This window comes from Rhodococcus sp. 14-1411-2a (genome assembly GCF_002259485.1).
Taxonomy (GTDB): domain Bacteria; phylum Actinomycetota; class Actinomycetes; order Mycobacteriales; family Mycobacteriaceae; genus Rhodococcoides.
Genome location: NZ_NPGA01000015.1, coordinates 298,806 through 324,897, shown reverse-complemented (window position 1 = coordinate 324,897; position 26,092 = coordinate 298,806). Strand labels below are relative to the sequence as shown.

32 protein-coding genes are annotated in these 26,092 nt (G+C 66.1%); 7 read left to right on the top strand and 25 right to left on the bottom strand.

Annotated elements, in window-relative coordinates; translation table 11 throughout:
* Window position 1: 1 nt before the first annotated feature.
* The gene (locus tag CH291_RS15235) at window positions 2-313 is read left to right on the top strand and encodes a hypothetical protein (RefSeq protein ID WP_094641482.1); all 312 of its coding nucleotides are present in this window, start codon (window positions 2-4) and stop codon (window positions 311-313) included.
* A gap of 6 nt (window positions 314-319) precedes the next feature.
* Here the strand turns inward: CH291_RS15235 and CH291_RS15230 are convergent, their stop codons facing one another.
* Both CH291_RS15230 and CH291_RS15225 read right to left on the bottom strand, forming a co-directional pair.
* Window positions 320-1,402 carry a PLP-dependent cysteine synthase family protein gene (locus CH291_RS15230; RefSeq protein WP_094687927.1) on the bottom strand — a complete coding sequence of 361 codons (1,083 nt, stop codon included), beginning with the start codon at window positions 1,400-1,402 and terminating at the stop codon, window positions 320-322.
* Complete coding sequence (locus CH291_RS15225) at window positions 1,399-1,752, bottom strand: DUF4229 domain-containing protein (protein WP_082899469.1); 354 nt, start codon at window positions 1,750-1,752, stop codon at window positions 1,399-1,401. Before CH291_RS15225 ends, CH291_RS15230 begins: the two co-directional genes overlap by 4 nt.
* A 198-nt stretch (window positions 1,753-1,950) precedes the next feature.
* Between CH291_RS15225 and CH291_RS15220 the strand changes: the two genes are divergently transcribed.
* Together CH291_RS15220 and CH291_RS15215 are read left to right on the top strand one after the other, a co-directional pair.
* Complete coding sequence (locus CH291_RS15220) at window positions 1,951-2,166, top strand: BldC family transcriptional regulator (RefSeq protein ID WP_037187021.1); 216 nt, start codon at window positions 1,951-1,953, stop codon at window positions 2,164-2,166.
* Window positions 2,167-2,302: 136 nt separating this feature from the next.
* A complete protein-coding gene (locus tag CH291_RS15215; protein WP_032393904.1) occupies window positions 2,303-2,500 on the top strand; it encodes a hypothetical protein in 198 nt (65 codons plus the stop codon).
* Between the two features lie 13 nt (window positions 2,501-2,513).
* Here the strand turns inward: CH291_RS15215 and CH291_RS15210 are convergent, their stop codons facing one another.
* The 8 genes from CH291_RS15210 to CH291_RS15175 form a co-directional block, all read right to left on the bottom strand.
* Window positions 2,514-3,800: a MinD/ParA family ATP-binding protein gene (locus CH291_RS15210; RefSeq protein ID WP_373455141.1), complete on the bottom strand. Its 1,287-nt coding sequence runs from the start codon at window positions 3,798-3,800 to the stop codon at window positions 2,514-2,516.
* Window positions 3,801-4,376: 576 nt separating this feature from the next.
* Window positions 4,377-5,342 (bottom strand): c-type cytochrome biogenesis protein CcsB, encoded by a 966-nt coding sequence (ccsB, locus tag CH291_RS15205; RefSeq protein WP_094687926.1) that lies wholly within the window; start codon window positions 5,340-5,342, stop codon window positions 4,377-4,379.
* 3 nt (window positions 5,343-5,345) lie between these two features.
* On the bottom strand, window positions 5,346-6,965 hold the full coding sequence (gene resB, locus CH291_RS15200; RefSeq protein ID WP_094687925.1) for a cytochrome c biogenesis protein ResB: 1,620 nt from the start codon (window positions 6,963-6,965) through the stop codon (window positions 5,346-5,348).
* On the bottom strand, window positions 6,962-7,771 hold the full coding sequence (locus tag CH291_RS15195) for a cytochrome c biogenesis CcdA family protein (protein ID WP_068046420.1): 810 nt from the start codon (window positions 7,769-7,771) through the stop codon (window positions 6,962-6,964). The genes resB and CH291_RS15195 overlap by 4 nt, the downstream gene beginning before the upstream one ends.
* 8 nt (window positions 7,772-7,779) lie before the next feature.
* Window positions 7,780-8,367: a TlpA disulfide reductase family protein gene (locus CH291_RS15190; protein WP_094687924.1), complete on the bottom strand. Its 588-nt coding sequence runs from the start codon at window positions 8,365-8,367 to the stop codon at window positions 7,780-7,782.
* A complete protein-coding gene (locus tag CH291_RS15185) occupies window positions 8,360-9,022 on the bottom strand; it encodes a histidine phosphatase family protein (protein ID WP_068046369.1) in 663 nt (220 codons plus the stop codon). The genes CH291_RS15190 and CH291_RS15185 overlap by 8 nt, the downstream gene beginning before the upstream one ends.
* Before the next feature lie 52 nt (window positions 9,023-9,074).
* A complete protein-coding gene (gene hemL / locus CH291_RS15180) occupies window positions 9,075-10,394 on the bottom strand; it encodes a glutamate-1-semialdehyde 2,1-aminomutase (RefSeq protein ID WP_094687923.1) in 1,320 nt (439 codons plus the stop codon).
* 71 nt (window positions 10,395-10,465) lie between these two features.
* Complete coding sequence (locus CH291_RS15175) at window positions 10,466-10,894, bottom strand: DUF1707 SHOCT-like domain-containing protein (RefSeq protein ID WP_094687922.1); 429 nt, start codon at window positions 10,892-10,894, stop codon at window positions 10,466-10,468.
* Between the two features lie 76 nt (window positions 10,895-10,970).
* Between CH291_RS15175 and CH291_RS15170 the strand changes: the two genes are divergently transcribed.
* Complete coding sequence (locus tag CH291_RS15170) at window positions 10,971-11,504, top strand: pyridoxamine 5'-phosphate oxidase family protein (RefSeq protein WP_068046380.1); 534 nt, start codon at window positions 10,971-10,973, stop codon at window positions 11,502-11,504.
* Here the strand turns inward: CH291_RS15170 and CH291_RS15165 are convergent.
* From CH291_RS15165 to CH291_RS15150, 4 genes are read right to left on the bottom strand one after another with little or no spacing between them, the layout of a single operon-like run.
* Window positions 11,501-12,106, bottom strand: coding sequence for a hypothetical protein (locus CH291_RS15165; RefSeq protein ID WP_094687921.1), 606 nt, complete (start codon window positions 12,104-12,106; stop codon window positions 11,501-11,503). The two genes, CH291_RS15170 and CH291_RS15165, sit on opposite strands and share 4 nt — an antisense overlap.
* A gap of 46 nt (window positions 12,107-12,152) precedes the next feature.
* A complete protein-coding gene (gene bioD, locus CH291_RS15160) occupies window positions 12,153-12,851 on the bottom strand; it encodes a dethiobiotin synthase (RefSeq protein WP_094688087.1) in 699 nt (232 codons plus the stop codon).
* Window positions 12,848-13,996: an 8-amino-7-oxononanoate synthase gene (locus CH291_RS15155; RefSeq protein WP_094688086.1), complete on the bottom strand. Its 1,149-nt coding sequence runs from the start codon at window positions 13,994-13,996 to the stop codon at window positions 12,848-12,850. The genes bioD and CH291_RS15155 overlap by 4 nt, the downstream gene beginning before the upstream one ends.
* Window positions 13,997-14,021: 25 nt before the next feature.
* Window positions 14,022-15,308, bottom strand: coding sequence for an adenosylmethionine--8-amino-7-oxononanoate transaminase (locus CH291_RS15150; RefSeq protein WP_094687920.1), 1,287 nt, complete (start codon window positions 15,306-15,308; stop codon window positions 14,022-14,024).
* Window positions 15,309-15,380: 72 nt separating this feature from the next.
* Between CH291_RS15150 and CH291_RS15145 the strand changes: the two genes are divergently transcribed.
* From CH291_RS15145 to CH291_RS15135, 3 genes are read left to right on the top strand one after another with little or no spacing between them, the layout of a single operon-like run.
* Window positions 15,381-16,724 carry a serine hydrolase gene (locus CH291_RS15145; RefSeq protein ID WP_094670498.1) on the top strand — a complete coding sequence of 448 codons (1,344 nt, stop codon included), beginning with the start codon at window positions 15,381-15,383 and terminating at the stop codon, window positions 16,722-16,724.
* A 46-nt stretch (window positions 16,725-16,770) separates the two neighbouring features.
* Entirely contained in the window at window positions 16,771-16,977 is a 207-nt protein-coding gene (locus CH291_RS15140) for an inositol 2-dehydrogenase (protein WP_094641078.1), read from the top strand.
* Window positions 16,978-17,020: 43 nt separating this feature from the next.
* Window positions 17,021-18,988, top strand: coding sequence for an acyl-CoA dehydrogenase family protein (locus CH291_RS15135; RefSeq protein ID WP_094641077.1), 1,968 nt, complete (start codon window positions 17,021-17,023; stop codon window positions 18,986-18,988).
* A gap of 31 nt (window positions 18,989-19,019) precedes the next feature.
* Here the strand turns inward: CH291_RS15135 and CH291_RS15130 are convergent, their stop codons facing one another.
* The 11 genes from CH291_RS15130 to hemB all read right to left on the bottom strand — a co-directional run bounded on the left by CH291_RS15130 (window position 19,020) and on the right by hemB (window position 26,075).
* Window positions 19,020-19,817, bottom strand: a complete 798-nt coding sequence (locus CH291_RS15130; protein WP_094641076.1) for a cyclase family protein — start codon at window positions 19,815-19,817, stop codon at window positions 19,020-19,022.
* Window positions 19,817-20,992 carry a PQQ-dependent sugar dehydrogenase gene (locus CH291_RS15125; protein ID WP_094641075.1) on the bottom strand — a complete coding sequence of 392 codons (1,176 nt, stop codon included), beginning with the start codon at window positions 20,990-20,992 and terminating at the stop codon, window positions 19,817-19,819. The genes CH291_RS15130 and CH291_RS15125 overlap by 1 nt, the downstream gene beginning before the upstream one ends.
* A 111-nt stretch (window positions 20,993-21,103) precedes the next feature.
* Window positions 21,104-22,279 carry a PQQ-dependent sugar dehydrogenase gene (locus CH291_RS15120; RefSeq protein ID WP_094688085.1) on the bottom strand — a complete coding sequence of 392 codons (1,176 nt, stop codon included), beginning with the start codon at window positions 22,277-22,279 and terminating at the stop codon, window positions 21,104-21,106.
* 123 nt (window positions 22,280-22,402) lie between these two features.
* Window positions 22,403-22,606: a heavy-metal-associated domain-containing protein gene (locus CH291_RS15115; protein ID WP_068046431.1), complete on the bottom strand. Its 204-nt coding sequence runs from the start codon at window positions 22,604-22,606 to the stop codon at window positions 22,403-22,405.
* A gap of 19 nt (window positions 22,607-22,625) precedes the next feature.
* Window positions 22,626-22,907 carry a metal-sensitive transcriptional regulator gene (locus CH291_RS15110; protein WP_032393890.1) on the bottom strand — a complete coding sequence of 94 codons (282 nt, stop codon included), beginning with the start codon at window positions 22,905-22,907 and terminating at the stop codon, window positions 22,626-22,628.
* A 16-nt stretch (window positions 22,908-22,923) separates the two neighbouring features.
* Window positions 22,924-23,175 (bottom strand): hypothetical protein, encoded by a 252-nt coding sequence (locus CH291_RS15105; protein WP_068046434.1) that lies wholly within the window; start codon window positions 23,173-23,175, stop codon window positions 22,924-22,926.
* On the bottom strand, window positions 23,172-23,660 hold the full coding sequence (locus CH291_RS15100) for a hypothetical protein (protein ID WP_094670501.1): 489 nt from the start codon (window positions 23,658-23,660) through the stop codon (window positions 23,172-23,174). The genes CH291_RS15105 and CH291_RS15100 overlap by 4 nt, the downstream gene beginning before the upstream one ends.
* Before the next feature lie 25 nt (window positions 23,661-23,685).
* Entirely contained in the window at window positions 23,686-24,126 is a 441-nt protein-coding gene (locus CH291_RS15095; RefSeq protein ID WP_082898607.1) for a hypothetical protein, read from the bottom strand.
* 69 nt (window positions 24,127-24,195) lie between these two features.
* Entirely contained in the window at window positions 24,196-24,369 is a 174-nt protein-coding gene (locus CH291_RS26805) for a hypothetical protein (RefSeq protein ID WP_176460379.1), read from the bottom strand.
* Between the two features lie 96 nt (window positions 24,370-24,465).
* Window positions 24,466-25,104, bottom strand: coding sequence for a hypothetical protein (locus tag CH291_RS15085; protein ID WP_094687919.1), 639 nt, complete (start codon window positions 25,102-25,104; stop codon window positions 24,466-24,468).
* A complete protein-coding gene (gene hemB, locus CH291_RS15080) occupies window positions 25,101-26,075 on the bottom strand; it encodes a porphobilinogen synthase (RefSeq protein ID WP_094641072.1) in 975 nt (324 codons plus the stop codon). Before hemB ends, CH291_RS15085 begins: the two co-directional genes overlap by 4 nt.
* Window positions 26,076-26,092 lie beyond the last annotated feature (17 nt).

Genomic DNA, 26,092 nt, shown 5'->3' with positions numbered 1-26,092 from the left:
CATGGCCACCAACGACACTCGACGCTCGATCGCCACGTCCGCACTCGCTGCCGGTGGATTGCTCGGCGGCTTCGCCGTCGCCCGGCAGTCGCACAACCGTCAGCTCGGCGGAGCCGTACTGGCCGCTGCGGGTGTGGCGTGCACGACCCGGTGGCAGAAGTCCTCGGGCTCGACCCGCGCCGGTGCGCTGCTCGGGACCTATCTCGTCGCGTTCGGTGCCTCGCACCCGCTGGCCAAGAAGATCGGTGCATGGCCGGCGGTCGTCACCGTCGCCGCTGCAACTGCCGCGGCGTCGATGGCGGTGAGCAAGTAGATCTCCTCAGAACACCCCGGTACGAACGAACTTTTCGAGGGCCGCGGTCGGTTCGTCGAGATCCATACCCTGGCTCGAAACCCAGGCGTCGTCGAAGTAGGTCTGCGTGTACCTGTCTCCGCCGTCGCACAGCAGTGTCACCACGCTCCCGCTGCGGCCTGCTGCGATCATTTCTGCGATCAGTCCGAAGGCACCCCAGATGTTGGTGCCGGTCGATCCGCCCACTCGTTTGCCGAGTGCGTCCGAGGTGAACCGTGCGGCGGCCACGGAGGCGGCGTCGGGCACTGCGATCATTCGATCGATCACCTGGCCGACGAACGAGGGCTCGACGCGCGGTCGGCCGATGCCCTCGATGCGGGAGGACAGCCCTGTCTCGTAGCCCGCGTCTCCGGACTCGTAGCCGCCGATGAACGCCGAATTCTCGGGGTCCACCACCGCCAATTGCGTTGCATGCCTGCGATATCTGATGTAGCGGCCAATGGTGGCGCTGGTCCCCCCGGTCCCCGCACCGACGACCACCCAGTCTGGAATGGGGCATTCCTCCAGCCGAAGTTGGTCGAAGATCGACTCGGCGATGTTGTTGTTTCCGCGCCAGTCGGTGGCTCGTTCGGCGTGCGTGAACTGGTCCATGTAGTGGCTGTCCGGCTCGGCCGCGAGACGATGCGCTTCGGTGTACATCTCGCCGGGCTGATCGACGAAATGACATCTCCCGCCGTGGGACTCGATGAGTGCGATTTTGGCCGGGCTGGTGCTCCGAGGCATCACCGCGACGAATTGCAGTCCGAGCAGTCCGGCGAAATAGGCCTCACTGACGGCAGTGGAGCCCGACGAGGCTTCGATCACCGTGGTGCGTTCGGTGACCCATCCGTTGCAGATTGCGTACAGAAAGAGCGACCGAGCCAGTCGATGCTTCAGGCTGCCGGTGATGTGCGTCGATTCGTCCTTGAGGTACAGCGAGATTCCCCAGGCCGCGGGAAGGGGGTATCGCAACAGGTGCGTGTCGGCGCTGCGCTGGGAATCGGCCTCGATCAACCGGACCGCATTGTCGACCCACGCCCGTGACCCCGAGTGATCGACCGTCCTGGTCATTTCTTGCCGTCTTCACCGCGCAGCTTCGACTGCAGATCCGCACGCGCGGTGCGCCTGTCCTCGTCGACTGCTGCGATGGACTCGTTGACGCGGATGCGCATGTTCTTGAACAGGAGCAGCGACAGGGGTAGCGAGATCAGCACGGCGAAGATCGCGGCGACGAGTACCGGAACCTCGACGCCGAAGAGTAAACCGATGCCGACGATGAGTGCGCCGATCACGATGACGAGCGCCAGGCGCGCGAAGGTGTAGACACCCAGGTTCACGGCGAGAGACTTCTTCGCCGACCTACCTTTCGCGCCGTTTCCGCTGGTAGGTTCGCTGCTGTCGGCGTTCGTCGCGTCACTCACGGGTCCCAGGTTACCGGGCTCGGCAAGCACTCCGACCCACCCCCGGCGTGACCGATTTGTCCATTACCTCCCCTTTACCAACCTTGTATCAGTCGAGTACCTAGGGGTTCGAGTGCAACCATGGGGTTCGAACGCAGCAGACCGATATCTCCGGTTCGACGCATATGCACCGAACCGAATCGTAGGAGGACACGACAGATGAGCGCACCCACATTTCACAAGGCTCAGGACTCACTTCTCACGCCGGGTCAGGTAGCCGCGCTTTTTCACGTCGATCCCAAGACAGTGACACGCTGGGCACACGCCGGTCGCCTCGGATCGCTCCGCACTCCGGGCGGGCACCGTCGATTCCGCGAGACCGAGGTCATGCAATTACTGACCTCTCTGACCACGGAAGCCGGCGCACACCACTGATTCGGACGTCCTGACGTACGAAATACTCTCGATCTCCGCACCCGCTCGAACTCATCGAACATTCTCAGGAATCTTCGACGCTCGACGGGTGCGGAGGATGTTGCATCGCGGCTACCCTCGTAGTAGGAGGTGCGTCGTGATCTATCTATTGGCGTTGATCGGCTTGGTGGCAGTCATCGTGCTGTTCTGGAAGGCATTCGGACCCAGCACACAGGCTCCACCCACCCGCACTGTCGGACCCGATGACGATCCCGATTTTCTGTGGCGAATCAACCGTGAAGCTCGCCGCGGAGGGAAAGACGGGACCGAGGCAGGCACCGAACCCAGCGAATAAGGTTCGGTAGCTCTCAGTTGCGGTGGGCAGCGGTGGGCGCGTCGGGGAAACCTGCCGCTACCGCCGCCGCGACTTCCAACAGTGCCTTCCGCGTGCGCCCACGAAGACGGTCCAGTTCGATTTCTGCCCCCTCCTCGAGATGTGGGTCGAACGGAATAGTTCGCACTCGCGCGCACCGCTGCTCGAAGTGCTCGACAACTTTGCGCAGGTCCACTTTTCCAGCTCTCGGCCGAACGCCGTTGACCACGGCGACCGATGAAGCGACCAACTCGCGGTAGCCGTGCGCATCGAGCCAATCCAACGTCGCCGACGCGCTCCGCACGCCGTCCACCGAGCCCGAGCTGACCACCACCAGTGTGTCGGCTCCTTCGAGAATGCTCTCCATCGCCGAGTGCATCAGACCGGTGCCGCAGTCCGTGATGACGATGCTGTAGAACTTCTCCAACAACGACACGGCGCGATCGTAATCCTCACCGCTGAATGCCTCCGAAGCCGCCGGATCCGAATCGGACGCCAACACCTCCAGTCGATGCACGTTCTGCGACGTGTAAGCCCTGACGTCGCTGTAACGGTCCAGAGACTCGATGTCGCGCAACAGATTACGGACGGTGGCGGTCGTCTCGGCCGGCACCTTCTGCCCCAGCGTTCCCCGATCGGGGTTCGCGTCGATGGCGATCACCCGATCACCCCTGATCTCGGCGAACGTCGAGCCGAGTGTGGCCGTCGTCGTGGTCTTGCCCACGCCCCCTTTCAGCGACAGCACCGCGACGCGATGACACCCGACGAGAGGCCGATCCACCTCCGCGGTCAGAACCAGGCGTCGCTGCTGAGCGGCACTGTTGCCCACATTCAGGCGACCACGCGACATCAGATACAACGCCCGACGCCACCCTGCCACCGGCGGCGCATTCCCCGATCGGACGAGCAACGAACTACCGAGATCGAGCGAGGGCACCGGCTGCTCATCCGACCGACTCGGGCCGACGGTCGGTACCGCTCCCGGGGTGGCGATCAACGCGTCACCCGGGCCTTGCCGAACCTGCTGAGGCTGATTCCGATACAGCTGATTTTGATGCGGCTGATTTTGATGCTGCGGCCCAGGCCACTGGCCGGGCTGAGGCCCCCATTGATTCTGACCGTTCCACTGATTCTGGGGATTCCAGTGACCCTCCGACGGCCATCGCCCATGCGGACCGCCCTGGTTCTGCGGTGCCCAATAGTTCTGCGGCCCGGCTTGATTCTGCGGGGCCCAATAGTTCTGTGGCCCACCTTGGTTCTGCGGCACCGAATTCTGCAGCACCGGATTCTGCGGCACCGGATTCTGGGACGGTGGCGGCCCTGATGCGACGGGCGGCGCATGTGTAGGAGTCGGTTTCGCGGTCGGTGCCACAGCCGTCGTCGGCGGTTCCACGGGCCTCGGTGGTGCGACGACGGTCTTGTCGACCCCGGCAGGTGGCACCGCGACCGACGCCGCCTCACCACCTGCGCCACCGTGGGCTTCACCGTCCCGCGACCCGGGAAGCGGCGGTGATGTGTGGGCGGCCTCGGGCTGCGGCACGGGCTGATTGTCGATGCTTTCGGGCGGCATCGTGATGGGGGTCGATCTGAAGGGCTCCCGCGGCGGTGCGGGTGTGGCCTCCGCCGCCCCTACGCCAACGACCGGCTCGGATTCCGTGGGGCGAGCTACGTCTTCTTCGGGCACGTCGTCGTCCAATGGCCGGACGGGTTGCCAGTTGTTCTCGTGCCGATCGGCCATGACCGATTCCCCCCAGTTCGCGTCCCACATCGAAGATCCGAGCTCGGATGTGTCCCCCATCGAGCCGGATCGGACGCTACCAGCTGACAGTCCCGCGTGGAGGCTGCCAGCGGGCGAGAACTAGTTCAGTCCTGCGTAGCTGTGCAGTCCCGAGACCACCATGTTGATGATGAAGAGGTTGAAGAGCATGGCGGTGAATCCGGCGATGTTGATCCAGGCGGCGCGGGTGTTGCGCCATCCGGAGGTGGCGCGGGCGTGCAGGTAGGCGGCGTAGATGATCCAGGTGATGAACGACATCGTCTCTTTGGGGTCCCAGCCCCAGAAGCGGCCCCATGCGGCTTCGGCCCAGATTGCACCGAGGATGACGCCGGCTCCGAAGAGCGGGAAAGCGACGATGGTCGTCTTGTAGGCGAGTCGGTCGAGGGCCTGGGCGTCGGGCAGCTTGGATGCGAACTTGCCCCAGAACCCAACGCTTTCCTCGCCGATGGGCTGCTTGATGCGCAGCAGAAACAGCAGGGAGGCGACGCCGGAGACCAGGAGGATGCCGCTGCCGACGCTGACGATGGTGACGTGGATGGGCAGCCAGTAGGAGCGCAGCGCGGGGACGACGGGTGCGGCATCGGCGTAGAGCTTGGTGGCGGCGAAGAACATCAGCACGATGATCGGTGCGAGAACGAACACGAGCATCGGGCGCATGGTCTTCTTGCGCAGCACGATCACGGAGGTGAGGGCGGCGGCTGCGGTGGCCATGGTGACGAACTCGTACATGTTGCCGAGCGGGAAGCGGTGGGTGGCGAACCCGCGGAGCACCACCGACGCGATGTGCAGCGCGAGAGCCGGGGCGAGCAGGGCGAAGCCCATGCCTGCGAGTCGCTCGGACAGCGGTCGCTTCGGCGTTTCGACAACCAGTCCCGGTCGCGACTGGGCCACCGGCGCACCGGCACCGACGAGTTCCTTCGCCTGAGCGGCCGTGGCCTTGGCGGAGGCGTACTGGGCGATGAGCAGGACGAATGCGAGCACGTAGATGGTGAACGCTGATTCGAAGGACCAGTCGCTGTACTGCGAGAGGGTCTCGTTGATCGGCATCGGTCAGTTCTCCTGTTTCGAGGTGTCGCCGAGCAGGCGGGTGCACAGGCGGTCGAACTCTTCGCCCCACCCCGCCTGATCGGTGCGTGCAAGTCCGCCGAGGTCTACTACAGTACGTCGTGCTTGGGCGTCGGCGGTGAGTCGGACCCAGATTCTGCGACGCTTGATCACCAGTGAGACGAGCAGTCCGCCCATCATCGTGAGTGCGAAGACGAGCACCCAGGTCTGGGCCGGGTCGTGTGAGACCTGAAGGTTGACGAATTCTTTCGCTCCGTCGAAGGTGACGACCGTTCCGTCGCTGAGCGTCGCCGATTCTCCTGGCATCAGGTTGACGCGGTCCTGCTTCACGAGCCTGCCCTGGGCGATCATTTCCTGATCGAGCGAGAAGATCGACTGCGGCAGTCCGGTGTCGAGGCCGGTGTCGCCCTTGTAGATGTCGATGGCGACGGCGGGGTCGTTCATGGCGGGAAAGCTCGACGACAGCAGGCTGCCGTGGAACGACGCCGTCGGCGCGAACAGTCCTTCGATGGCGATCTGGTTCTTTCGCCGGTCCAGGGGATCGGTATACAAGCCGCCGGGCGGGTCGACACGGAGCACTCCGCTGGAGAGGAAGGTCGTGGCGTCCGTCGGTTGCCATTGGATGGTGTCGGTGCGGGTTTCGCCGTTCGGGAATGTCACGGTGAAGGTGGGTGCGTAGCCGTGGCCCTGGAGGTAGACGCGGTCTCCTACGACGCGCAACGGGTGGTTGACCTGCAGTTGGTCGTCGCGCCAGACGTTGTTCGCGAGGTCCTGGCCTGCCTGGTATTCGATGTTGGAGGTGAACATCTCGGCCTGGCCGGTGTCGAGGTAGTCGGCTCTGAAGTCCTTGACGCGCACGCACAGTGGTTCGAGGTCGGTGCCGTCGACGAGGTTGCCTGCGCGGAACGAGTCGTAGTTGGCCGGGGTCGAGGTGCAGAAGCCTGGGCCGTCGTCGGCGATGACGATGCGGTTGCCCTCGTACCCGAGCAGCTTGCCCATGGCGATCGCGGCGAGCAGTCCGACGAGAGACAAGTGGAAGACGAGGTTTCCGAGTTCACGGACGTAGCCCTTCTCCGCCGACAGCGTCACGGCTCCGCCGTCCTCGGTTCGTTGGGCGACGCGCCAACCGCGCAACTGGGTGCGTACCTGCGCTGCGATCTCCTCCGGCGTTCCGTCCACGTCGTAGCGGCTGTGGTGCGGCAGTCGGAAGAGGTTGCGGGGCGCACGAACGGGTTTGGTGCGCAATTGCTTCGCGTGCTCGATGCAGCGCGGCAGGATGCAGCCGATCAGCGAGATGAACAGCAGCGCGTAGATCGCCGTGAACCAGAAGCTGCCGAACACGTCGAACAGTTCGAGCTTGTCCATGATCGGGCCGAGGGTCGGGCGGTCGGCGATGTACTCGTCGACTTTGCCGGCGTTGAGACTGCGCTGCGGCACCAGGGCACCGGGCACCGCGGCGAAGGCCAGCAGGAACAGCAGCACCAGCGCGGTTCGCATGCTGGTCAGGCCGCGCCAGGTGTTGCGGACCAGCGCCGCTCCCCTGCCCAGCGCGGATTGCTTGCGCGGCGGCGATGCCTCGGTGCGCTCTTCGATGTCGGTGGTCATATCGGCAACACCACATCGGAGACGAAGGCGTCGCGCACCCAGCCGACGAATTGATCCCAGGCACCGGTGACCAGTGCAATTCCTACCGCTATCAACATGATTCCGCCGAACACCTGTATCTGTCGTGCATGTGTACGTAGCCAGCCGACGCCACGCAGCGCGCTGACCGAACCGAACGCGAGGATCACGAACGGTAAGCCGAGACCGAGGCAGTACGCCACGATCAGAACGACGCCCCGCGCTGCCGTCGTGCCGTCTGTCCCTGCGGCGAGTGAGATGACGCCCGCGAGCGTCGGCCCCAGGCACGGGGTCCATCCGAGCGCGAACACGCCCCCGAGCAGCGGCGCTCCGGCCAGTGAGCCGATCTGCTTCGGCTCGAAGCGCACGTCGCGCTGCAGCGCGGGAATCAGTCCGACGAACACCAGGCCCATGGCGATGGTGACGACGCCGCCGATCCGCATGAGCAGTTCGCGGTTGATCGCCAGGACGGAGATCGCTCCGAACACCGATGCGGTGGCGAGAACGAACACCACCGTGAATCCGAGGACGAACAGACCCGCCGCTCCGGCCACGCGCAACCGCCCGCTGCGCACCTTCGTCTTCACGGCTGCCTCGTCGGCGCTGACGGCAGGGGCGTCGGCTCCGACGACTCCGGCGAGGTACGAGAGGTATCCGGGCACCAGGGGTACCACGCACGGCGACGCGAACGAGACGAGCCCGGCCAGGACGCAGGCTCCGAGGGCCAGGACGAGCGGCCCGGAGGCCGCAGCTTCCTGGAAACTCGCGCCTATCCCGGCGAGGTACATCGTCTCGGTCACGGCTGCACTGGCTCCTCGGCTGCTACGCGTTCGACGACGGGCCGCAGGTCATCGGCGAGCAGTTCGCGCAGGAACACTGCCGCGACGCGATGCTGCCGGTCGAGCACGACGGTCGTCGGGATGACGGAGGTGGGGACGCCGCCGAGCGCAGTGAGAGTGCGCATGGGCGGATCGTAGATCGAGGCGTAGCTGACGTTGTTGCTGACGACGAAGTCCTGCGCGGCGGTCTGCGACTCGTCGCGGACGTTGATCCCGAGGAATTCGACGCCCAAGGACTTGGTGGCCTCGTAGACGTCTTCGAGGTCGTCGGCTTCACCGCGGCACGGTCCGCACCACTGGCCCCAGACGTTGAGGACGACGACGTCACCGTCGTAGTCCGACAGGGAGGTCGTCTTGCCCTCGGTCATCAGGTCCGGCCCGGACAGCTCGCCGATGGTGCCGCGCTCGTCGGGCTCGTAGAAGATGTCGGTCTGTCCGCCCGGTGAGACGAACTGGAAGGTTCCGCCCTGCGCCACCGCGTCGGTGCCGGTGGAGCACCCCGCGACGAGGGCCGCTGCGGCCACACCCAGCAGAAACCTACGCACCGGAGATCCTCGGATCGGATGCCCCCGCGGGCTCGGAGTAGACGAGGTCGACGAGCTGGTCCCCCTCGTAGACCAACGAGGTGAGCGACGCGAGCCCGCACTGACGGTTGCGCGGGTCGTGCCAGAGCCGATCGCCCTGCAGGAAGCGGCGCAGTGTCCACACCGGGAGTTGGTGGCTGACGCAGACGGCTTCGTGCCCTACGGCTTCGACGCGCGCCGCATTGACTGCGGCGAGCATGCGGTGTGCGATCTGCAGGTACGGCTCGCCCCAGGACGGGGTGAACGGGTCGCGCAGCTTCCACCAGTGCCGGGGCCTACGCAGTGCACCGTCGCCCACGGCCACGCGCAGTCCCTCGAACTCGTTGCCTGCTTCGATGAGGTTCTCGTCCTCGGCGATGGTCAGGCCGTGCGCTGCGGCAATGGGTCCGGCGGTTTCCTGCGCGCGCAGCAACGGCGATGCCACGACGTGGGTGATGTCGTGGCCGGCGAGCGCGTCCGCGACCGACCTGGCCTGAGCCTGGCCCGTCACCGACAGCTTGAAGCCCGGCAACCGCCCGTAGAGGATGCCCTTGGGGTTGTGCACCTCGCCGTGCCGGAGGACGTGCACGATGGTGCGCGTCGTCGAGTGCGGATGTGTTGCGGGGGCCTCGGTCACGTCGGGGTCCTGTTTCTCGCTAGTCGGGTGGGCAATCAGTTCGGTGCAGACGTCACTGAGGAGCGGTGGCGGCGGCCGCTGCTTTCGCAGCGGCGGGGGCGGCGTCGGCGATGATCTCGAAGGCTCGATCGTCGAGAGCAGCCGAGACGAACCAGGCCTCGAAGGCGCTCGGCGGCGGGTACACACCGCGGGAGAGGAAGGCGTGGAAGAACGCCGGGTATCGCCACGTCTGCGCGGCCTTGGCCTGCGCGTAATCGGTGACGGGTCCATCGGCGAAGAACACACTCACCATAGTGCCCGCGAACTGGACGTGATGGGTGACGCCTTCGGCGGTGAGGGCGTCGCCGAGCAGTGTTCCGAGTCGCTGCGAGTTGGTCTGCAGCTTCTCGTAGACGGCCGAGTCGGCCAGTTGCAGACTCGTCAGACCGGCCGCGACGGCGACGGGGTTACCGCTGAGCGTCCCTGCCTGGTACACCGGTCCGGCGGGCGCGAGGTAGGCCATCACGTCTGCGCGACCGCCGAATGCGGCGGCAGGCAATCCGCCGGACATGACTTTGCCGAAGGTGTAGAGGTCACCGGCTACACCGTCGATGCCGTACCAACCGGAGGCACTGACGCGGAATCCCGTCATCACCTCGTCCATGATCAGCAGTGCGCCGTGCTCGGTCGCGAGGTTGCGCAGTCCCTCGTTGAAGCCGGTGACCGGGGGGATAGCTCCCATGTTGCCTGCGGCTGCCTCGGTGATGATGCACGCGATCTGGCCGGGGTTGGCCTCGAAGGCCGCGGTGACGGCGGCGAGGTCGTTGTAGGGAACGACGATGGTGTCCGACGCCTGTGCGCCGGTGACTCCCGGGGAGGTCGGCAGCCCGAAGGTGGCCAGTCCCGAGCCGGCGTCGGCCAGGAGGGCGTCGACGTGGCCGTGGTAGCAGCCGGAGAATTTAAGGATCTTGGTTCGGCCGGTGAATCCACGGGCCAGGCGCACGGCGCTCATGGTGGCCTCTGTGCCCGAATTCACAAGGCGAACCTGGTCGACGGGGCCGACGCGACGCACGATTTCCTCGGCGAGTTCGATTTCGCGCTCGGTGGGTGCACCGAAGGACAGGCCTGTGGCGGCTGCCTTCTGGACGGCCTCGACGATGGCCGGGTGGGCGTGTCCGTGGATCATCGGACCCCACGACGAGATGAGGTCCACGTAGGACTTCCCGTCGGCGTCGGTCATCGTGTATCCGCTGGCCTGCGTGATGAAGCGAGGCGTGCCGCCGACCGATGCGAACGCCCGCACCGGCGAGTTGACGCCACCGGGAATCACCGCGCTCGCGCGGGCGAACAGTTGGGCAGATACGGGGGCGTCGTCGCCGGGAGAAACAGTCACGACTTCCAGTGTCCCAGGTTCGGCGAAATCACCAACTACAGGGCGTAATAATCCATCGGCTTCGCGTTGCGTCAGTCGTCGTGCTTGTCCTCGGGCATGAATGCCATCGCGATGAGAATGACGCCCCAGATGCCCAGTGGCCACAGCGGCCAGTAATTGTTCGGCTCTCCGTCGGAAATCCATTGAACGGCCCAGATTCCGTTCATGACGACGGCACCACCGAGCCACCAGCGCCACTCGTCCAGATACTCCCGCCACTCGCTCGTCGTACGAGCGACATCCGTTGCCGTCGATTTCTCGGGGGCCGGCAAGTCGCGCACGACCTCGTCCAGATCACCGCGAGTCGTCGACGCCCACACCGCGTCGAGCCTTTGTTCGTACTCGACCAACGTCAAGCGGCCCTCGCTCATCGCCAGACCGAGGGTGGTCACGACGGCCTCACGTTCGTCGTTGCTCACGCGCAGGTCCGGCCGATTGTTCTTGTCGAGGTTCTTTCCCATGCGCAGCCTCCCGGTACTCGTGTCCGTTTTGTCACCTTAACGGTTGAGCGAGCTACACACCGGGTAGTTGGTTTCGATGACGAACACCGAGAGAACAAGCGCCGACAACCCCGGGGACGGCGTCACGAAAGTCGCTCAATTGATGTCCGAAGCCGGGCTCTGCATGTTCACCACCGTCGGCCGGGACGGCCACCTCATCTCGCGCCCGATGGCGCTTCAGGAAGCGGAGTTCGACGGCGACCTGTGGTTCTTCGCCGCCACCGATTCCCGGAAGGTGGGCGACATCGCGGCGAACCCGACGGTCAACGTCTCGTTCCAATCCGGTGAGGGCTGGGTGTCGCTGTCCGGTACGGCCGCGGTGGTCGAGAACACCACCAAGGCCGAGGAGCTGTGGAACACCCGGGCGGCCGCATGGTTCGAGAAGAACCCCGATTCGCGCGAGGTCGCTCTGATCCACGTGGCCGCCGAGGGAGCCGAGTACTGGTCCACGCCCGGCTCGAAGGTGTCGAACCTGCTGGCCTACGCCAAGGCGAAGATCACCAACGAGCGCCCGAACCTGGGCGAGCACGATGTCGTCGAGCTCGAACTACCGCACAACTCGACCGACTAGTTCCGCTCGTGCCGGGGTGCCGTCGGGGGCACATCCGGATCGCCCATCACGTTCCGATCGCCGGCGATGTTCCGGTCGTCCGCCACATTCGGGTCACCGACGACGTTCCTGTCACCGACAATGTTCCGGTCGTCTGCCACGGTCCGGTCATGCGCTACAGTCCGGTCATCCGCCACGGTCCGGTCATGTGCCACAGTGCGGTCATGGGCGATGTTCCGGTCACCTGTGACGTTCCGATCGCCTGTCATGTTCTTGCCGTTCTTCACGTCCGGGTCGATTCGATTCGCACGCTCGAACTGCGATTCCATCTCGTCGCGTGACGACGCCGCAACTCCTTGGTGAGACTGCGCCTGCTGTGCGAGCTTCTCCGCCTCGGCTGCTTTGACGTCGGCCTCTGCCTGCGCGCGGCGTGCCTTGGCTTCGCTTTCGCGCGCCATCAGTTCACGCTCCTCGACGACAGAGGATTGATCGGCAGCCTTTTCGCGAATCTCGTTCGCTTCCAATCTCTTACGTTCCTTGCTCTTGCGGGCAACGACCACGGCGATGGCAATGACCAAGAGAACGACTACTACTGCAACGATGATCCATACGGTGGTGTTCATGGTGTCTGTTTCCCGTCTGTTTTCGAATGCCGAGACGGCAGATTCTCTACGGCGGGTACCCGAGTAACGACTCGGTAAACTCGCCGAAGGCACCCACGGCCAGGGCTTCGAAGGCCCGCGATGCGAGTCGGCCGGCTCCTTCCGGGATGCGCGCGATCAGCCCGACCCCCGTCACGAGGGGCAGCTCGTCGCGGTTGACCCGCGCGGCAAGGCTCGGCTCGGCGGGCCACGATCCGATCACCAGCCCTGCGCAGTCGACCCCGACCGCCTGCGCCGCGGCAGTGGTCAGCGCGCTGTGGTTGAGCGTTCCCAGCTCTGCACCGGCCACGACGACGATCGGCGCAGACACGGCCCCGGCGATGTCGAGCACGGTGAATCCTCCTGCGCCCAGACGCACCGCCACTCCACCCGCACCTTCGACAAGCACGAGGTCGTGGGCCGCGTCCAGCGTGCGCACGGTGTCGACCACGGCGTCGAGTTCGAGCATCGGCCGACCCGATCGGCGCGCCGCAACGTCCGGAGCCAGTGGCTCGGGGTATCGCGCCAGCTCCACTCCCCGAATTCCCGAAAGCCGGTGCACCACATCGATATCGGCTTCGTCCGGGTAGTCACCTCCGACGCCGGTCTGCGCCGGTTTGCACACCGCCACCGTCCATCCGCCTGCGCGCGCGGCCGCCGCGATACCCGCGGTCACCACGGTCTTGCCGACGCCGGTCGACGTTCCGGTCACGAGCAGAACCGTCACCACAACACCGCCGCATTCGATACCGCCGCATTCAACACAGCCGCGAGGACCGACGCGGCACGGTCGATATCGGCGTCGGTGAGATCGGCGCGCGCGGTCAGTCGGAGTCGAGACCCGTCGGCCGGAACCGACGGTGGCCGGAAGCATCCGACGCGGACGCCGAGCTCGAGGCAGTCCGCAGCCGCCTGCACCGCACGCTGCGCGTCGCCCAGAACCACCGGGACCACCGCCGACTTCGTCGCTTCGACGCCCGCTGCGGCGGCCAGTTGCGTTGCTCGCACACCGATCGAGTGCACCCGTTCGGGTTCGCCGCGCAGGACGGTCAACGCGGCCGCTGCCGCGCCCACGGAGGCGGGCGCGAGGCCGGTGTCGAACACGAACGTGCGCGCACTGTGCAGCACCTGAGTGCGCACCGCTGCCGGCCCGAGAACCACTCCGCCCTGCGATCCGAGGGCCTTGGACAGCGTTGCGGTGATCACCAGGTCGGGCGCTCCGGCGAGGCCTGCTTCGTGGACGGCTCCCCGGCCACCGTCGCCGCGTACGCCCAACCCGTGCGCTTCGTCGACGACGAGCACCGCGTTTCGCCTCCGACACACCGCGTACAGCTCGGCCAGTGGCGCGAGATCGCCGTCGGCACTGAACACCGAGTCGGTCACCACCAGGGCCCGCTGTTCGGGACGCTCCCGCAACAGCTCGTCGACATGGCCGGTATCGCAGTGCCGAGCGACGGCCACTCGGGCCCGAGACAGGCGACAGGCATCGATGAGCGAGGCGTGCGACGCGGCGTCGGAGATCACCAACGCGTCGCGGCCCGCCAGTGCCGTCACGATCCCGAGGTTGGCGGTGTAGCCGGAGGAGAACACCAGTCCCGCCTCGGCTCCGAAAAAATCGGCGAGGTTCTCCTCGAGTCGCTCGTGCGCCGTCGTCGTGCCGGTGACCAGCCGCGATCCGGTGGATCCGCCGCCCCACCGGCGCACGGCAGCGCAGGCTCCGTCGATGACGGCCGGATGCCTGGACAGGCCGAGGTAGTCGTTCGAAGCCAGGTCGAGGATCGCCTCCTCGGCCGTGCGGGGGATCACGACGCGCTCGAGTCCGGCCTCGCGTCGGGCGTGCGCGGTGGCGTCGAGCCACTCCAGAGCGGTCATGGCAGCGACCATACTTGAACGCTGTTCAAGTATGGCTTCGGGCCACCGCCAGCATCGCGCCTGCAATGGCCGCCACGTCCTCCTCGGTGCAGATGTACGGCGGCATCGCGTACACCAGACGGCCGAACGGACGCAGCCACACACCCGCGTCGACGGCCGCTGCCGTGGCTCGAACCATGTCCACCGGACTGCGCATCTCGACGACGCCGATGCCGCCGAGAACGCGAACATCGGCGACTCCCGGCAAGGACCGGGCCGGCGCGAGGCCGTCGGCCAACCCCGACGCCAGACGTGCGACCTCGGCGCGCCAGTCGCGCGAGAGCAACAGTTCCACCGACGCCACCGCGATCGCACACGCCAGTGGATTACCCATGAACGTCGGCCCGTGCATCAGACCCCCGGCCTCGCCGCCCGAGACGGTTTCGGCCACTTCGGTGGTGCACAACGTCGCCGCCAAGGTCAGATATCCACCGGTCAGTGCCTTGCCGACGCACATGATGTCCGGTGCGACACCCGCGTGGTCGGCAGCGAACAACTCCCCGGTTCGACCGAATCCGGTCGCGATCTCGTCGAAGATCAGTAGTACGCCGTACTCGTCGGCCAATCGGCGCAGTTCCAGCACATAGCGCGAGTCGTGGAACCGCATTCCGCCTGCGCCCTGCACGATCGGCTCGACGATGATCGCCGCCAGTTCGTGCGCGTGCTCGGCGAGTACCCGCTCGAATTCGGCGACGTAGCCGGCGTCGAACTCCGCGGGCGGAGCCGGAGCGAACACCTGCTTCGCGAGCACATCGGTCCACAGCGTGTGCATGCCGCCGTCCGGGTCGCACACGCTCATCGGCGCGAACGTGTCTCCGTGGTATCCGCCGCGCCAGGTCAACAGCCGAGTGCGTCCGTTCTCGCCGCGTCCGCGCCAGTACTGCAGCGCCATCTTCACCGCGACCTCCACCGAGACCGATCCGGAATCTGCGAGGAACACCTTCTCGAGCCCCGCGGGGGTGATGTCGACCAGCAGCTCGGCCAACCTGGCCGCCGGAGCATGTGTCAGTCCGCCGAACATGACGTGGCTCATTCGACCCAGCTGATCGTGCGCGGCGGCGTCGAGCACCGGATGCCGGTAGCCGTGCACCGCCGCCCACCACGAGCTCATGCCGTCGACGAGTTGCCTGCCGTCGGCCAACGTCAGTCGCACTCCCGACGCGCTGTCGACCAGCAGCGGCGTCGCATCCGCCGGGAACCGGCTGTAGGGGTGCCAGAGATGGTCGGAGTCGATTCGACGGACGTCTTCGGAAGTCAGCACGCCAGAGCACATTGCCACAGCGCCCGTCCGGCCGTACCGAGACTGGACGGGTGGCGAAATGTCCGAATCCATTAGCATCGCAGCATGACGACGCGCACCGTGACGAGACTCGTGGGAGTGGTCGTTGCCGCCACTCTGGCGCTCTCCGCCTGCGGGGGCACGTCCGCTGCGCCCGTGCCCACCACGACCGCTCCGGACTTCGCCGTCGACACCTCCACTCCCGTGGGCGCAGTCAACGAACGCATCCTGCGGTGGATCAACGCCGAGAACGCACCCGACCCCGCCGAGGTCGAGGCAGTCACCGGCCCCGAGCTGGCCGAGGCCGTCGCACCGCTGGGTGGGCTCGCCACCCCACTCGAACAGTTGCGGGCAGGCGCACCGAACGTGGCCACGAGCTTCGAGGCCGGTCCCAACTCCGGTGTCCTGCACTTCACCACCGCGGGCATCCCGGCCACGATCACGACGTCGATCGGCACCGACGGCAAGCTCGACGGCTTCCTGGCCCGGCCGGACACCCCCACGATCTCGTCGTTCGACGATCTCGACGCGGCACTGTCGAAGGTCGCCCCGAACTATTCCTACAGCGCGTCTCGACTCAACGGCGGCGACTGCGAATCGATCTACTCCGTCAACGCGGACTCGGTGCTTCCCCTCGGATCGGTGTTCAAGCTGTACGTTCTCGGCGCGCTCACCGACGAGATCGACGCAGGCAACATCCGCTGGGAAGACCAGCTCACCGTTCGTGATGCCACCAAGAGTGCGCCGTCGGGTGAACTGCAGAATCTGCCCGACGGCACGAAGGTGTCGGTTCGGGAGGCGGCCGAGAAGATGATCTCGTTGTCCGACAACACCGCAACCGACCTGCTGATGCAACGCCTCGGCCGCGACCGGGTCGAACGCCAACTCGGCGTCATGGGTCATCACGACCCGTCCGTCATGACGCCGATGATGGACACCCGGCAGTTCTTCGTCATCGGATTCGGCGATCCAGACATGCGGGAAGAGTGGTCCGGGGCCGACCCCGCCACCCGGGCAGAGCTGCTCGAACGGGCGGACGCGAGGCCGCTCGAAATCGACTTCGAGAACTTCCTCGACAATCCGGCGTCGGCGGACGGTGTCGAATGGTTCGCCAATGCGCAGGACGTCTGCGCTGCCATGGGGTATCTGGCCAACGGCCCGGGAGCGGAGGAGAACCGCCGCATTCTCGCGATCACCCCGGGCGTGCAGCTCGACGCGGCGCTGTGGCCGTACTCGGGCTTCAAGGGCGGCAGCGCTCCCGGTGATCTGGCCGGCGCATTCCTCGCCACGGACGCGGCCGGCCAGGACTGGATCGTGACCGAGCAGTTCCGGGCCGACGGCGCGATCGATCTGATTCCGTCCAGCTACGCGTTCCTCGTCGCGCAGCAGGCGTTCGCGTTGATGAAGTGAGTGGGATTTGTAACATCGGTGTTACCGCTGCATTACACTCGCGGTCGTGGAGGCACAACACGAACCAGCCCAGCACGCGTGGCCGGAGGGCTTCAAGGAGTTCCTGGTCGGCGAGTTCACCGACTTCAGTCCCCTGGTGAACCGGGCCATGGAGGACAACTGCGCGTCGTTGTTCCACGACGGTCCGTACGCGAAAAAGGGCTTCTGGCGCAGCTGCCGGGCCGTGTTGCGAGAATTCGTCTGGCCGGTCTGACTTTCCGGCCTTCACAGGCGGCCGCAAAAGGTTACCGTCGAGTATGGCAACCACAACGGATCACCTTCGGAACACTCTGGACGGCCGCTGGCGAGATGTGAAGAACCAGGCGCGTCAGCAACTTGCACGCGACGAGTTCCGTCCGCATTACACGCCGAACACCGTCATCGCCCGCACCAAGGCAATGGAACAGATGAAGTTGCTCGCCGCTGCCGGTGCAGCCGACAACGGCTTCAAGAAGGAGCACGGCGGCACCGGAGATGTCGGTGCCGCGGTGACGATGATCGAAATGCTCGCGATGAGCGATCTCTCCCTGATGGTCAAGGCCGGCGTCCAGTGGGGGCTGTTCGGCGGTGCCATCGAGAATCTCGGCACCGAACGCCACCACGAGGCCTACGTCCCCAAGATCATCAGTCTCGATCTGCTCGGCTGCTTCGCCATGACGGAGACCGGACACGGCAGCGACGTGCAGTCCCTCGAGACCACGGCCACGTACGACCCGAAGACGGACGAGTTCGTCATCAACTCGCCGACGCCGTCCTCGCGCAAGGACTACATCGGCGGTGCCGCCGAGACCGCGACCGTCGCCGCGGTGTTCGCTCAGCTCATCACTGCAGGCCCGGGCGAGGAGCCCGAGAGCCACGGTGTGCACTGCTTCTTCGTTCCGCTCCGCGACGAGAACGGTGACGACCTGCCCGGTGTCACCACCTCGGACTGTCAGTACAAGGGCGGTCTCCCCGGCGTCGACAACGGCCGCCTGATGTTCGATCACGTCCGCATCCCGCGAGACAACCTGCTCAACAAGTACGCCGATGTGTCCGACGACGGTACGTACTCCTCCCCCATCGAGAACAAGTCTCGACGGTTCTTCACGATGCTCGGTACGTTGATCCGCGGTCGCGTCACAGTCGGTGGCAGTGCCGCTGCTGCGGCCCGCGTCGCTCTCGACATCGCGACGCGATACGCGTTGCAGCGCAGGCAGTTCTCCGCACCCGATTCCGACCAAGAGGTCCTGATCATGGACTACCTGGTGCATCAGCGTCGACTGTTCCCGCTCATCGCCAAGTCCTACGCCCTGCAGTTCGCGCAGAACGAGCTCGTGTCGAAGATGCACGAGCTGCAGACCGCGGACAACCCCGACGCCGAGGAGCAGCGCGAGCTCGAGTCCAGGGCAGCAGGCCTCAAGGCCGCGAACACCTGGCATGCGACCGCCGCGATCCAGGAAGCCCGCGAAGCCTGTGGCGGCGCAGGCTATCTCGCCGAGAACCGGTTGATCTCACTCAAGGCCGACACCGATGTGTTCACCACGTTCGAGGGCGACAACCATGTGCTGACGCAGCTGGTGGCCAAGGAACTGCTCACCGCGTACGCCGACGACGTCAAGTCCATGAGCCCGGTCGAATGGGTCAAGTTCGCCGCCGACATGGTGGGCGACCGCGTCGTCAAACGCACTGCGGCTCAGGCGATCATGCAGACCATCCTCGACCGCCGTCAGGACAACGAGGAAGAGGGCTCGCTGTTCAACCGCGGCACCCAGGTCAAGATGTTCGAAGATCGTGAGGAGTACCTGCTCTCGACCGTCGCGCGCCGGTTGCAGTCCAAGTCCAAGGAGACCACTCCTTTCGAGGCGTTCAACGCGGTGCAGGATCACGTGCTGCATGCCGCGAGTGCGCACATCGATCGGATCATCTTCGAGGCGTTCATCGCCGGCATCGAATCCTGCGAGGACGCCACCACCAAGGAACTGCTCGACGAGGTCTGCGACCTGTACGCGCTGTCGGTCATCGAGGCGGACAAGGCCTGGTTCATCGAGCACCGCTACCTGTCGACCGAGCGATCCAAGGCCGTCACCCGTGCCATCAACGAGCGGTGCCGGACGCTGCGTCCGCACGCCGAACTGCTCGTCGACGGCTTCGGGGTTCCCGACGCGTTGGTCGGTGCCGCGATGCTCGGAGAGCCAGGGGCGGGAACCGAGGAAGAGCCGGCCGCGAACCCCAGCCACGCGCACTGACGCGTAGCCGGGGTTCAGCCGGAAACCCGGGTCAGCCGGGAACTATCGCGAAGACCCGGCAGGGACCGCCGGTCGCGCCCGCGTGCTTCGGTGCGCCGACAACGACCGTCGCCCCTGCCGGGGGCACCGCGTCCAGATTCGCCAGTGCCTCGACTCCGTATCGGCCTGCCCCGAGAACTGCTGTGTGAGCCGGGTATTCGCGGTCGTTCATGCGGTCGAGGCTGAGCGTGTCGACGCCGATCCCGACGACGTTGCGCTCGCGGACCAGCATCTGTGCCGCGTCTGCGCCGAAGCCGGGGGCAGCACGCTCGGCAAGCCTGTTCTGCCATCGGCTGTGCATCGCCACCAATGCGCGATCGGGTATTCGACCGTGCTCGCGCTCCCACTGCGCGATGTCCTCGGTCGTCACCACAGCTTCTGGATCCGATGCGGACCTGGCCGAGATGTCCAGTACGACGAGCGGGGCGATCAGATCTTCGAGGGGCAGGATGTCGGCCGTCGCGCCGCCGCGAACGCGGTGTGCCGGGGCGTCGATGTGCGTGCCCGTGTGCTCCCAGTACGAGAGCTTGTTCACCAGGAACCCGCCCAGCTCGTAGGCGGCGACCGGCCGCATCGAGAACGGTTCGCTCCCCGGCCACACCGGGAACGCCGGGCTCAGGGTGTGGGTCAGGTCCACGAGTCGGCCCGCTGGAATTGCCGACGCCACAACGGGTTCGGCGCGCACCGCTCCGGCCGTAGCAACGGTCAACGCGGCGGCCCCCAACGACCCGAACAGTGCCCTACGTCCGATTCTGCGGTTGACCGTCTCGACGACCTCGGGGCCGCACATCAGTCGGCAGCGGGGGTGACGAGCAGAACTTTGTCGTCCGATCCGTTGTCGGTGGTCAGCAGGAATGCGCCGGCGCCGCCGAAGCTGGTGAGTGAGCGCAGTCGTCCGTAGGTACCCACCAGGGCGTCGGCCTCGTCGACGAATTCTGTGCCGTCCTCGGACAGCTTGAGAAACACGAGCTTCTCTTCCTGCTGACTCGATATCACTGCGGCCCCGTTCCAGGAACCCCAACTCGCGCCGTCCGCGAAGGTCAGCCCGGGCGTGGCGATGGCGGGGCTACCCGAGCTCCACACCGCGGCGAGTGCTCCGGGCACGCGGGTGGGATCGGTCATCGGTACCGACTCGTCGTAGATGAACGGAAGTCGATCGGGGCGGTATCCGTAGTTGCCGCCGGGCACCAGCAGGTTCAGCTCGTCGTCTCGGGAGGTGCCCTGCTCCACCTCGTAGATCTGATCCGTGCCGGGACGAATCGCCAAGCCCTGCACGTTTCGATGCCCCAGAGTGAAGATGCGATCCGGTGATCCCGCGGCCGGAGAACCGTCGGCGTTGATATGTAGAACCTTGCCGCCCAACGAGTTCCGATCCTGCGGAACCGTCGGCGACGCCGTGTCTCCGGTGCCGACGTACAGGGTGCCGTCGGGGTGGGCCAGAATTCTGCAGCCGCCGTGGCGACCGCCGTCGGCGACGGGAATGTCGTCGACGAGGGTGCCGGTGCGCGTCAGTGCGGTCCACTCCGGATCGACGGTCCACGACAGGACGGCGATGTGGTTGTCGCTGCCGCCGCCGGCACTTCCTGTTCCGGCGCTACCGGTTCCGCCTGCGGAGCTCTGTACACCCTGGCAGGTGTAGATGGTTCTGGACGCGGCGAAATCCGTCGCGAGGGCGATGCCCATGAGGCCCGTCTCGCCGGACGCGTAGAGGTCGTCGAGATCGGCGGCGAGCTCGCGGATGGTCCCGTCGACGGCGCGGATCACGAACCGGCCGGAGCGCTCCCCGGTCAGCACCGTTCCGTCGGGCGCGACCACCGCGTCCCACGGCTTCGCGAGTCCGTCGATCACCGTGGTGACCGTCAGGCCGGGTAGCGGATCGGCCTGTGCCGTCGCGGTGGTCGTAGCCGCGAGCGTCAGGAAGACGCTGGCGGCGAGTACTCCGGAACTGGACACCAGCTTGTTCATCCACACTCCTGACGACGATCCGCGACCGGTCTGATATGACCGATATCACATGATTTTAAACACAGTCGAGGGGATGCTCGCCGACTCACGACGCAATTCGTTGCCCGTGGTTCAGCCGACCTCGGGCGTGACGAGCAGAACCTGATCGTCGGATCCGTTGTCGGTGGTGAGCAGGAAGCCGCCGTCGCTTCCGAAGGGGGTGAGCGAACGCAACCTGCCGTAGGTGCCGTCCAGTGCCTCCGCCTCGGCGACGTACTCGGTTCCGTCCTCCGACAAGGCCAGGAAGACGAGCTTCTGCCCCTGCTGACTCGAGATCACCGCGGCACCGTTCCAGGAGCCCCACTGCTCACCGTCGGTGAACGTGACGTCGGGGGTGGCGATGGTCGGATCACCCGAACTCCACACTGCAGGCAGGGCACCGGGAACCCGATCGGGATCGGTCATGGGGACCGATTCGTCGTAGACCGACGGGCGTCGATCGGGGCTGTAGCCGTAGTTTCCGCCCGGCACCAACAGGTTCAGCTCGTCGTCCCGGCTCGTCCCCTGCTCGACCTCGAAGATCTGATCGGTGCCGGGACGGATCGCCAGTCCCTGCACATTGCGGTGACCGAGAGTGAAGATGCGATCCGGCGCGTCGGCTGCGGCGGTGCCATCGGCGTTGACGTGTAACACCTTGCCGCCCAGCGAGTTCCGATCCTGAGGAAAAGTCGGGTTCGCGTTGTCGCCGGTGCCGATGTACAGAGTGCCGTCGGGGTGGGCCAAGATTCGGCAGCCTCCGTGCCGCCCGCCGTCGGCGACCGGAATGTCGTCGACGACAGTGCCGGTTCTCGTCAGGGCAGTCCACTGCGGATCGACGGTCCACGACACGACGGCAATGCTGTTCTCGCCGCTACCCTCGCGCCCCTGGCAGGTGAACACGGTTCGAGAGGACTCGAAATCCACCGCCAGTGCGATACCCATGAGCCCGGTCTCACCGGCGGCGTAGAGATCACCGAGGTCCGCGTTCAGTTCACGCTGGACTCCTGCGGAGTCGCGGATGACGAACCGACCGGAGCGCTCTCCGGTCAGCACCGTGCCATCGGGAGCAACCACCACGTCCCAAGGCTTGTCGAGGCCGTCGAGCACGGTGGTGACCGACAGGTTCGGCAGCGGCCCGGCAGGCGCGGCCGGGGAGGGAGCAGAGTCGGAATCGGAGCCCTGCGAGGTCGCGGACGACTCGGTTGGCTCTGCACTACTGCCCTGTTCGGTGGTGTCCGTCGAGCAGGCCGCTAGCAAGGCCACACTCATGGCGATGACCGCTGCGCCGGTGACCGGTTTCTTCACGAGCTCTCCTGACGATGTTCGGTAAGTCCCATTTCTCCGGTATCACCGTTTTCGCGATTTCCGAACCACCGACGGATCGCAGTCGAGTCAGGACACCAGTCGATACCCGGCTTCGACGACCGCTGCGTCCACCGTCGCGTCATCGAGCGCCGAATCGCTGCTCACCACGACTGCCCCGGAATCCACATCGACGTCGACGCCGGTGACTCCTGCGATCTCCGATACTTCTTCTCTCACCGACGCGGCGCAATGCCCGCACGTCATGCCCTCGACCGAATACGTCGTCTGCATCTGAATTTCCCCTCTTCCGTCAGGAACGAACCAGGCGCGCGATGGCCTCCGAGGCCTCTTTCACTTTCGCGTCCGCCTCGGGTCCGCCGTGTTTCGCGGCCTCCACGACGCATCCTGCGAGGTGGGCGTCGAGCAGCTTCAACGAGACCGACTGCAGCGCCTTGGTCACCGCAGACACCTGGGTGAGGACATCGATGCAATAGCGGTCGTCTGCGACCATTCGCGAAATGCCGGCCACTTGGCCCTCGATTCGGCGCAATCGCTTCAGCAGATCGTCCTGCTCGGCGCTGTAGCTGCTCATAACGCCCACCATACCCCTACCCGGTATGGGGTGCACGTCCCGAGAGGACCCGACGGACGCCGTCGACCATCAACAGTGCGGCCACCGTGACGACCAGAGCGGCCAGCGCGATCCAGGACCCCGAGTAGAACGTCCCCGAATATGCCGGGGACACGTCGGCAACCGCGGGAAACTCGGTGGTGCGCACGCCCGCATTCCAGCACGCCACAGCTCCGATCACCGCGAGCAGAGCCAGCCCCAGCTCCGCCCACCCGAGGGACTTCCTCACAGGTACTCCCGCTTCGCCGTTTCCAGAGCTGCACGCAGCCCGTCGTCGTCCTTCGCCCAGGCCTGCACCAGCCCACCGCCCACCAGCCGCAGCCCGATGCCGTGACGCTTGCGCGGCACACCCGACAGCTCGCCGAGTACCCGCGCGGTCTCCCACTTCTTCGGTTCGTAGTCACCGTCGGCGTACTCCGCCGGCGGCAGGATGTCGTCGATCTCGTCCAGATCGACGGTCTCGGTCCCCTGCCGCAGCCGACGCGTGGTGAGTTCGACGCTCACGTGCATCCGCGCGGCGCGCAGCTGGACGTACGTGAGACCGACGAGGATCAACGAGAACAGTGCGAGTGCGAACCAGTGGATCACCGGTCCCGATGCGAGTTCGACTGCGAGTACCACCAGGCAGAACACCGGCCCCCACGCCAGCATGCGCCACCGACCACCGGGCTCGTGGAAGAGCACGAGCTCGTCGATGGGAGTCTCGCTGTTCATGTCACTGTTCATCTCGCTGTTCATCTCACTGCTCACGGACGAACCACTCCCGCGCCGACGGCCGATAGACCAGAACGGCTGCGACCACCAGCGCAACGGTGATCACCAGCAGCACGAACGGAAACACCAGCGCGGCGAACGTCAGCAGCAGCGCCACGGCTCCCGACAGTGCCACCAGGGCGCGTCGGAACCTGCGGTCTCCGGCGCGGACGGGGCCCGACATCAGGCCGACGGCCAAGCCGACCACTCCGAAGATGACCCCGAGTCCGCGGAACACCGTCAGGAAGGAGTCGATCTGCTCGTCCGTCGCACCGCCGGTGGTGAACGACGCACGGATCTGGTCGGCGGGGAGCGTCAGGGCGATCATGCATACGACGATCAGCAGCACTGCCGAGGCCAACCACAGCCAGTAGGCGGCGGAAACAACTCGGGGCCGGGCGATCGGTGCGTCGGTGTCTGCGCTCACGCCAGACATCCTGCCACCGTCGGCGAGCTGTGAGTCCGGCCGGCAGAGATTCTCGCCGACGCGACGCGCTCAGCCTGCAGAGATTCCCAGCGCCATGATTGCGATGGCGGCCGAGACGGCGAGCAGCAGCCCCAGCAGGGCCCAGCCGGGGCGACCGCTCTCGGCGGGACAGGGCTCGCGATCGGCAGCCGGTACTGCGGTCGGCTGCGTCATGCTCGCTGCTGCAGGGATGTTTTCTGCCATGTCGGGTCCGATCACTCGAGAAGATATCGAGAGTGATGCTAGTCACACAGCGGGGTGGGAGCCGCGAACACGCCCGAAACTATCGAGTTCTGAAAACTACCGCTGTCCCGAAGCGGCGACGAAGTATTCGTTGGATTCCCGACGGTGCATCAGGTAGATCGCCCCGGCGGCCAGCACTCCCTGGCCGATACCGAGCACACTCATCACGATGTTCATCGCGCCCGCGCTCGACGCGATGGAGAACAGTTCCAGGATCGTGGTGAACACGGTGAACGATCCGATGACGGTGAGCAGCATGCGCGCCCACGTCTTGCCCGCTCGCATTCGCTTCACCCAGAACAGGAACAAGGCCCCGAATCCCAGTACGACGAACACCGTGACGACGAGCATCACCGTCACCATCGACTGCGTGGACTCCACCGTCATGTCGGCGGCCGCGTCCTGCGCTGCGAGGTCGTCGAGCAAGGACTGCGCAAATTCCTCGCGCGCCCCGAACAGCGTCCACACCGAGAACAGTGCCGAGAGCGCTCCGATCAGCGCCACTCCCCACCACAGGTGGCGAGCGGTCTCGACGTCGACGGGGGCCGGACGCGGGGTCGGCTCCAGCTCCGGTCCTGGCTGCGGGAACCCGTGCTCCATCTCCCAGCGCTGCCAATCCGGCTGCGGCGGTGGGTTACCCGGGGTGTTGCTGTCGGGGTTGCCGTCCGGGTTGTTGTTCGGAGGATATTCGTTCACAACCAGCCCGCCACTTCGGTAGCCCAATAGGTCAGTACGACATCGGCACCGGCGCGCCGGATGCCGACGAGCGATTCCAGTACCGCTGCGTCGCGGTCGATCCAGCCGTTCTGAGCGGCGGCGGTGATCATGGCATATTCCCCGGAGATCTGGTACGCCGCAACCGGAACCGGTGACATCTCGGCGACGTCGCGAAGAATATCGAGATACGACATGGCCGGCTTGACCATCACCATGTCGGCACCCTCGGCGAGATCGAGCTCTACTTCGTGGGTGGCCTCACGACGGTTGGCCGCGTCCTGCTGGTACGTGCGGCGATCGCCCTGCAGCGACGAGCCGACGGCTTCGCGGAACGGCCCGTAGAACGCCGAGGCGTACTTCGCCGAGTACGCCAGCTGACCGACCTCGACGTGTCCGGCTGCGTCGAGTCCGGCGCGGATGGCACCGACCTGCCCGTCCATCATTCCGCTGGGTCCGAGCAGGTGCGCACCGGACTCCGCCTGCGCGACGGCCATGTCGACGTACCGCAGCAGGGTGGCGTCGTTGTCGATCGAACCGTTCTCCCCCAGGACTCCGCAGTGCCCGTGGGAGGTGAACTCGTCCAGGCAGGTATCGGCCATGATGACGGTCGAATCCCCGAGGTCGGCCTTCAGCCGCGCCAGACCCCGATTGAGAATCCCGTCCGGGTCGGTTGCACCCGAGCCGGTCTCGTCCTTGTCCTCGGGCCTCGGCACCCCGAACAGCATGACGCCACCGACGCCGGCCGCGACGGCCTCTTCGGCTGCAGCGCTCAGCGAATCCAGCGTGTGCTGATAGACCCCGGGCATCGAGCTGATCGCCCGAGGCTCACTGATGCCGTCGGCCACGAACATCGGCAGCACCAGATGCCGTGGCTCGAGCGAGGTCTCGGCCACGAGTCGACGCAGTGCCGGGGTACGGCGCAGGCGTCGGGGACGGTCGGTGGGGAACAAGCGAACTCCTTACGGAC